Origin of the sequence: Sphingorhabdus sp., assembly GCF_044239665.1 — a bacterium.
In the GTDB taxonomy this organism is placed as follows: domain Bacteria; phylum Pseudomonadota; class Alphaproteobacteria; order Sphingomonadales; family Sphingomonadaceae; genus Sphingorhabdus_B.
Window position 1 is genome coordinate 76016 of the sequence record NZ_JBIIBA010000009.1, and the last position, 8006, is coordinate 84021.

General features: G+C 54.1%; 7 protein-coding genes, 1 other RNA gene and 1 pseudogene. 6 read left to right on the plus strand and 3 right to left on the minus strand.

Annotated features, from left to right (window positions below; genetic code table 11):
- Positions 1 to 68: 68 nt before the first annotated feature.
- Together ruvX and ACILP3_RS04640 are read right to left on the minus strand one after the other, a co-directional pair.
- A complete protein-coding gene (ruvX, locus tag ACILP3_RS04635) occupies positions 69 to 530 on the minus strand; it encodes a Holliday junction resolvase RuvX (RefSeq protein WP_395615498.1) in 462 nt (153 codons plus the stop codon).
- Positions 527 to 1636, minus strand: a complete 1110-nt coding sequence (locus ACILP3_RS04640; RefSeq protein ID WP_395615499.1) for a DUF3089 domain-containing protein — start codon at positions 1634 to 1636, stop codon at positions 527 to 529. Before ACILP3_RS04640 ends, ruvX begins: the two co-directional genes overlap by 4 nt.
- Before the next feature lie 229 nt (positions 1637 to 1865).
- On the opposite strand from ACILP3_RS04640, the gene ffs reads away from it, so the two are divergent.
- From ffs to ACILP3_RS04665, 5 genes are all read left to right on the plus strand, one after another.
- Positions 1866 to 1960, plus strand: an RNA gene (ffs, locus tag ACILP3_RS04645) — signal recognition particle sRNA small type.
- A 61-nt stretch (positions 1961 to 2021) separates the two neighbouring features.
- A complete protein-coding gene (locus ACILP3_RS04650) occupies positions 2022 to 3767 on the plus strand; it encodes a DNA polymerase III subunit gamma/tau (protein ID WP_395615500.1) in 1746 nt (581 codons plus the stop codon).
- Positions 3764 to 4099 carry a YbaB/EbfC family nucleoid-associated protein gene (locus ACILP3_RS04655; protein ID WP_395615501.1) on the plus strand — a complete coding sequence of 112 codons (336 nt, stop codon included), beginning with the start codon at positions 3764 to 3766 and terminating at the stop codon, positions 4097 to 4099. The genes ACILP3_RS04650 and ACILP3_RS04655 overlap by 4 nt, the downstream gene beginning before the upstream one ends.
- 154 nt (positions 4100 to 4253) lie before the next feature.
- Entirely contained in the window at positions 4254 to 6653 is a 2400-nt protein-coding gene (lon, locus tag ACILP3_RS04660; protein ID WP_395615502.1) for an endopeptidase La, read from the plus strand.
- Between the two features lie 188 nt (positions 6654 to 6841).
- Complete coding sequence (locus ACILP3_RS04665) at positions 6842 to 7114, plus strand: HU family DNA-binding protein (protein ID WP_295443736.1); 273 nt, start codon at positions 6842 to 6844, stop codon at positions 7112 to 7114.
- A gap of 219 nt (positions 7115 to 7333) precedes the next feature.
- Here the strand turns inward: ACILP3_RS04665 and ACILP3_RS04670 are convergent, their stop codons facing one another.
- Positions 7334 to 7573: a hypothetical protein gene (locus ACILP3_RS04670; RefSeq protein WP_395615503.1), complete on the minus strand. Its 240-nt coding sequence runs from the start codon at positions 7571 to 7573 to the stop codon at positions 7334 to 7336.
- A gap of 352 nt (positions 7574 to 7925) precedes the next feature.
- On the opposite strand from ACILP3_RS04670, the pseudogene ACILP3_RS04675 reads away from it, so the two are divergent.
- Positions 7926 to 8006 (plus strand): annotated as a pseudogene (locus ACILP3_RS04675) (30S ribosomal protein S2); the annotation flags it as partial.

Below are 8006 nucleotides of genomic sequence, written 5' to 3' on the forward strand. Positions count from 1 at the left end.
ACGAAAGTGGGGTGGTAATTGCATCGTCATGCTGGAGCCGTAGGCACCCATAAGCCCGCCAACCAACATCACCCACTCGTCAGTGCATCAATCGCGCCTTGCAGGATGAACGCGGCTGCGCCGCTGTCGATTTTTTCGGCGCGTTTGGCGCGGCTCATGTCGGCGGCGATCATGTCGCGTTCGACAGCTTGCGTCGACCAACGTTCGTCACGTAGCAAAATCGGAAGGCCCAGATCTTCGATATTTTTCGCAAAGGCGCGGCTGGACTGGCTGCGTGGGCTTTCGCTACCGTCCATATTTAACGGTAAGCCAATCACAATCCCGCGCGTTGGCCGCGTCGCGATAGTGGCCTTTAATTCGAATTTATCCTTAGTAAACTTGGCACGTTTGATGAGGTCCGCGGGCGAGGCGAAAGTCCAGCCAGCATCACAAAAGGCCGTCCCAATGGTTTTGCTGCCGACATCAAGCCCGATTAAAACACCGCCTTCAGGCAGTTGATCGCGAAAGCTGGTAACCGATTCAAAAATCATTTCTGCAGATATTTCTGCACGCGCCATGTCGCATCCGCTCGCACATTGGCCCAAAATAAGGGGAAGTCATATACATGATAATTGTTGCCGGGCAGGACATAGGGGCCAATTTCCGGCGGATCGCCAATCATGAGGAACCCCTTGTTATCGCATCGTGCTGGCACCGCACCAACAATCATTTCGCCGGTTTTCAATTCATTATCGGGCTTTAACGTACCCAAATTCGCCTCCATCAACGCAGCAGGCTCTGCACCGCCATTCAACGGGTTGGTGCATAGCATCGGCGTGTCCTTACGCGGCGTACCGTCAAATCCGGTTGTGGCGTTGTAGACTTTGACGATCCGGTCATATTCGGCAGGCTCGGCAAAGCTTTGCCACGCCATGATGCAGCCGGTGTCATCGGGATCCGTACAAGCGGGAAAGCCCATTTGCGGCATGTCGGCCGTCACTGAAATCGGCCAGCCAACGGCGTATACGGCGACAATGCGTTTGGCTATTGGCTTTCCTGCTACGCGGTCCTTTAGCAAATGTGTCAGGTGTAGCGCACCTTGGCTATGCCCAGCCAATATGATCGGGCGGTCCTTTTGTACCTTTGCCGCAAATTCATCAAAGGCGAGAAGAACGTCTTGATAAGCGGCATTCAGCGCTTGCTGGCCCTCCGGCTTAGTGGTCAGGAACGCGCCAATCGCCGCCTGACGGTACCGCGGGGCCCACATCTCGCCTGCGCTCGCCAGTGGCGAAGCAAGGCCGCGTAGGAACATGCGCGCGCGGTCCTGTGATTCTGCATCATTTAGCGGGGCGTTCCAATAATCCCTGCCAATGTAAGATGTAGGATGCACAAAAAATATCGCAGCAGAACCGGGCATTTCCGCCTTTGCTGCGCCCATCGGTAACCAATCGGCAGGATTGCCTGTTTTGCCGGGGCGCGCAAACCACATGTCATTGCCTGCATATTTGCTAGGTTCAAAGGCCGGTTGCTGTTCAAACTTGGCCGTCGGGACAAAGGCGAGCTCCGTCAACTCGCTTTCATAGATACGAATGACAAAGCCGCCCGCAATAACGAGGACGATAAGCGCTGCGACGATATAGAGAAATTTACGTGCCAATTTTATGTCCTGAGATTTTGTTGCGATTTACCCGATTAGATAGAAATAGCATCGGAAAATTGAATAGGGGCTGAAAGATTAGCATCAAAACCACTTAAATCTGCCATTTTGCTTATAAAGTCTTTGGCAAGCTTCGACGTGAAAGCGCCTTTCTTGTCCGTTTAATTGCGGCACTGGCCAATAGCCACAGCCGGTCTTGCAATTCGATGAGGTCGCGGCCATATGCGGCGTGGGAGTCGGATGGACGTGGCACTCGCCAACCTGGTCAGATCCTGACGGAAGCAGCCACAACGAATTCGCTGCGGGTCATTCGGCTCCTACTTTTCCCCGTGTTTCGGTGGAGAAGACTTCGACAAAGGTCGGTGATGCCTCTAATAAGATGATAATGCCCGACTCCGACAGCCCAGATTTCACCGCACGCGACCCGGATATGCCCGATGATGCATTGGGGCTGGGGCTGGATTTGCCGTCCGTTGCCCCATCGCCAGTCGCTTCCGCGTCCGTCCCGACCGGCGGCGCGGCCTATCGCGTTTTGGCACGCAAATACCGGCCACAGACTTTTGCCGAGCTTATCGGGCAGGACGCCATGGTGCAGACTCTAGGCAACGCCATTAAGCGGGATCGGCTGGCGCATGCATTTTTGATGACTGGCGTGCGCGGGGTGGGAAAAACATCAACCGCACGGCTGATTGCTAAGGCGCTGAACTGCATTGGAACCGACGGGCAGGGTGGGCCAACGATCGACCCGTGCGGCATATGTGAGCCTTGCGTTGCTATCGCCGAGGGCCGGCACATTGATGTCATCGAAATGGACGCCGCAAGCCATACCGGCGTTGACGATGTGCGAGAGATTATTGAAGCTGTGCGTTATTCCGCTGTTTCCGCGCGCTACAAGATTTACATCATCGACGAAGTGCATATGCTGTCGAAAAACGCGTTCAACGCGCTTTTGAAAACGCTTGAAGAACCGCCGGGCCATGTGAAGTTCTTGTTTGCCACGACTGAGGTGAACAAAGTTCCCATTACCGTCTTGTCGCGGTGCCAGCGTTTTGATCTGAAACGCATTTCCACCGAGAAGCTTTCGGCGCATTTTGCGGAAATCTCTGCGAAGGAAGCCGTTGCCGCCGAAGCAGAGGCGCTGACCCTGATCGCGCAAGCGGCGGAGGGGTCGGTTCGTGATGGCCTCTCGATCCTCGATCAAGCCATTGCCCATGCCGATATGGAAGGCGATGGACAGGTCACCGCCGCGCAGGTGCGCGACATGTTGGGGCTTTCTGACCGTGGCGCAATCCGCCGTCTGTTTGGGCTTATTCTGACAGGCGACGCGCCGGCAATGCTGGCAGAGGCCAAGAACCAATATAATTTGGGCGTTGAACCGCTGGCCATGTTTGCCGGGCTTTTGTCCGAGGTCCATCGGCTCACGCTCGCCAAAGTTGGTGCGCCGCGTGATAAAGCTTTAGATGCCGAGGCTGCAGCGGTGGTTGATGATCATGCCGACCGTTTATCCTTCCCTGTTTTGCACCGCTTGTGGCAGTTGTTGCTGAAGGGGCAAGAAGAGGTTGCCCGCGCTTCAGTTCCGCTGGATGCTGCGGACATGGCTCTGCTGCGTGTGGTTCATGCCACAACACTGCCTGATCCTGGGGAGTTGGCCAAGATGATTGGCGAAGGGGTTTTTACGGCTCCATCAGCAGCATCCGCGCCCACGCCCACGGCGCATGATGTGTCACCAACGGCAAATGTGCAGTCATTGATGCCAGCGAATTTCAATGCATTGCTGGAACGATTAGCGCGGGATGGGTTTGTCAGTCTTGAGATGACTATGCGTGACGTGGTCCGCCTTGTGGATTATGCGCCGCCTTTGCTGGCGTACCAATTGGCAGGGCCTGTTGCACCGACCTTCTTGGCTGAATTGCGCGATGCATTGGCCAAGGTTACCGGCACCCGTTGGGACTTAGAAGAACGCGTTGGCGAAGCGCAGCCAAGCTTGCTGGAGCAAGAACAGGCGGCAGAAGAAGCGCACAAAAAACTTATATTGGATTCACCTTTGGTCAAGGCTGCTTTTGCCGCGTTTCCAGAGGCGGAGCTGCTCGACAGCGACGAGAATGACATGAAATGGAGCAAGAGCGCATGAAAAGCATGGAAGAGATGATCAAGGCCGCGCAGGAAGCGGCCCAAAACATCCAGCAGCAGATGGAACAAGCGCAGGCGATGCTTGACGTTATTCAAGTTGAGGGCGTTTCCGGAGGTGGTCTCGTGAAAGTCCGCGCGACCGCCAAAGGCCGCATTTTGAACGTTGCGATAGATGACAGCCTGATCGTGCCAGCGGACAAGGGCATGTTGGAAGACCTGATCACAGCAGCCCTTAACGATGCCCGCGAAAAAGCCGATGCCGCCAGCAACGCCGAAATGAGCAAGATGTCTAGCGGCATGGCATTGCCGCCCGGGTTCAAACTGCCTTTTTAATAAACCGAACGGCTTTAATGCCGTATTCCAATACGGCTTTTCCCCAATTAAATGCGCTCCACCTAAGCACATGCATTGAAAGCGCGTGCAAAGCGCTCATATTGGGGAGGAACAGGTGGTTCGTCGTTTTTGGCGACTGCCAATTGGAGTATCTATGGATCTGAACCTTCCATTATTGCCTTTGCGCGACATTGTTGTTTTTCCAGGCATGATTGTGCCGTTATTTGTCGGACGCGACAAATCGGTGGTTGCGCTTGAAAAGGCGATGGCCGCCAATAAAGAAATTTTTCTGGTAGCCCAGCTTGACCCTGCCGAGGATGATCCTGACAAGGATGATCTGTATAATATCGGTGTGACTGCCACTATCATGCAGTTGTTGAAACTGCCCGATGGCACAGTGCGCGTGCTGGTTGAGGGCAAGCAGCGGGCGGAATTGCGCGATCTTGTCGAGCGCGGTAACGATTATGTCGAAGCCAATATCAGCCTGATCACCGAAAAGAACGCTGAAGGGCCGGAGGCCTCTGCATTGATGCGGTCGGTTACCGAGCAATTTGAGAGTTATTCGAAGCTGAATAAGAAAATGCCTGCCGAAACGGCGGTGCAACTGACCGAGATCGACACACCCTCTGCGCTGGCGGACGCGGTGGCGGCGAACATACAATTGAAAGTCTCGGATAAGCAGTCGCTGTTGGTGGAAGGCGACCCGTTGCGGCGCTTGGAGATGGCCTTTGCTTTCATGGAAGGCGAGCTTGGCGTTTTGCAGGTGGAGAAGAAAATCCGTGGCCGCGTGAAGCGGCAGATGGAGAAGACCCAGCGCGAATATTATCTGAATGAGCAGATGAAGGCTATCCAGCGCGAGCTTGGAAATGATGATGGCGAAGGCGGCGACGAGATTGCCGAGCTTCAATCCAAGATCGACACGATGAAGCTGTCCAAGGAAGCAAAGGCGAAGGCCAATGCGGAATTGAAGAAGCTGCGCGCCATGGCGCCCATGTCAGCTGAAGCAACCGTGATCCGAAATTATCTCGATACGTTGCTAGGCATACCTTGGGGCAAGAAATCGAAGCTTAAGCGGGATATCGCCAAGGCGCAGGATGTTTTGGATGCCGACCATTTTGCACTGGAAAAGGTGAAAGACCGGATCATCGAATATCTTGCGGTGCAAGCCCGCACGAACAAGCTGAAGGGGCCGATATTGTGCCTCGTTGGTCCTCCCGGCGTCGGCAAGACGTCGCTTGGGAAATCGATTGCCAAGGCCACGGGCCGTGAATTTATTCGTCAATCCTTGGGCGGCGTGCGTGACGAAGCGGAAATTCGCGGTCACCGCCGAACCTATATTGGTTCGATGCCCGGTAAGGTCGCGGCAAATTTGAAAAAGGCAGGCACGATGAACCCGTTGTTCCTGCTCGACGAAATTGACAAGCTTGGACAGGATTTCCGAGGTGACCCCGCGTCGGCTTTGCTGGAAGTGCTTGACCCGGAACAGAACAACAAGTTCAACGACCATTATCTGGAAATCGATCTGGATTTGTCAGACGTCATGTTTGTGACTACTGCGAACAGCTTAAACTTGCCGCAAGCCTTGTTGGACCGGATGGAAATCATCCGTCTTGAAGGCTACACCGAAGACGAGAAGCTTGAGATCGCCAAGCGGCATTTGATCGAAAAGCAAATTGAAGCCCATGGCTTGAAGCATGATGAGTTTTCCATCAGCGACGACGCCATGCGCGATGTGATCCGTTACTACACACGTGAAGCCGGTGTCCGCACTCTGGAGCGTGAAATTGCAAAGCTGGCACGCAAGGCGCTGCGCCGTATCTTAGAAGGCAAAGACAAAAGCATTGCCATTACTCCGGAAAATCTGGCGGATTTTTCGGGTGTCCGCAAATATCGCCATGACATGGGCGAGGAAGAAAACCAGATTGGCGCAGTGACGGGCCTTGCCTGGACCGAAGTGGGCGGCGAATTGCTCACGATTGAGGCGGTTACGGTGCCCGGTAAGGGGCAGATCAAAACCACGGGCAAGCTTGGCGAGGTCATGAGTGAGTCCATTCAGGCGGCCTTGAGCTATGTGAAGGCGCGCGCGCCGAGCTATGGCATCAAGCCCAGCCTGTTTGCCCGCAAGGATGTGCACATTCACCTTCCCGAAGGCGCAGTGCCAAAGGATGGCCCCTCCGCCGGTATCGGCATGGTCACCTGTATCGTGTCTACCCTAACTGGAATTGCGGTGCATCGCGATGTAGCGATGACTGGTGAAGTGACCTTGCGCGGCCGGGTGCTCCCCATCGGGGGTTTGAAGGAAAAATTATTGGCGGCCTTGCGCGGCGGGATCAAAACAGTTCTCATTCCGCAAGAGAATGAGAAGGATCTCGTAGATATTCCGGCAAATATCAAAAATGGTCTGGAAATCATTCCCGTCAGCCATGTTGACCAAGTGCTGGCGCGTGCGCTTGTGGCGCCATTGGTGGCCGTTGAGTGGACTGAGGCCGATGATCTGGCTGCGGCGTTGCCAGCGGGAATCGGTGGGGAAAATGGAGCTTCGGTGACACATTAATTGGGTGATTTCTGCCTATAAGTGTATCCAATAAGCAGAACGCGCCGTTTTTCACAGAAAATGACGGTTTTAGGCCGATATTTCCTTTGACAGTCTCAACAATGTCCTCATTATCCGCGCACCGGCCTCGGCCGCGACTCAATTTAGCAATAAGTGAGTTTCATATAGTTTAAAGAGGGGGTTCCCATATGAACAAGCAAGATCTCGTCAGTGCAGTTGCCGACGCTAGCGGTTTGACCAAGGCTGATGCTGGCAAAGCTGTTGAAGCAACATTTGAAGCCATCACTGGCGCTCTGAAGAGCGGCGGCGAAGTGCGTCTCGTTGGTTTCGGCACTTTTGGCGTTGCAAAGCGTAAGGCATCGACCGGACGTAACCCACGTACTGGTGAGCCAATGACCATCAAGGCATCGACTCAGCCAAAGTTCAAAGCTGGCAAGGCTCTTAAGGACGCTGTCAACTAAGACACATGCCAAGAAATTGGTAAAAAGGGCGGGGCGAAAGCACCCGCCCTTTTTTGTGAATTGAGGGAATTGAGGGAAGGGCCTTGTCTCTCGTTATTGTGCAACTTGTTCGCACAACGCATATTGGCGATGCGCCAGCCTTTAGGGTCAGGCGGCAACTAGGTCCATTTTGATACCCATTTATATTAAAGGGTGACAGTGCCGCCCATGCTGCATGTGTTACGCGGCCAAACGGTCTGCGTTTTGCGCGCGGGGCGCATTTGGAAAAGCGATGATCGCGGCAGGTGCCAAGCGGCGCATATCGCCGAGAATGATCCGGCGCTCTTGCTGCATCGCTGGTGCAAATTCCATATCGATAATTTCTTGGATGCGCGGCATGGCGTTGTGAATGGACAGCATGATCACGCCAATGGATGCAACCAGCGCAGTGAGGAAGAGAAGGGAAGCAATGACAGTCATGGCACTAATCCTTTTGATCTCCGCCCCAAATTGGGCGGCGTGTTGATTCGGGTTTTACACCGTATTTGCGTCTTTGTTCACTATTTGTTCTTATCTGTCAAGCGGCATGACGCAGCCGGACTAACGCTGGGCAAAATGGGGCATCAATATTGTGTAAATTGGGCCGCAGCAAAAATGCCGCTATCACGGGTTTTGCATGTTGAAAAAAGCATTGGTGCTTGACGAATCTAGCCATCAACGGTATCGGCCCGCTCATTCCACATGGGAAACGCACATACCGGTGCTGATCTTTGTCTTTCAGGCAATAGTGACGTTCTAGTTTCCCAGAGGCTCAACCGGAAGGAGAAGTACCATGGCGGCACCTGTCGTAACCATGCAGCAATTGCTTGAAGCTGGGGCCCATTTCGGCCACCAAACACACCGTTGGAACCCG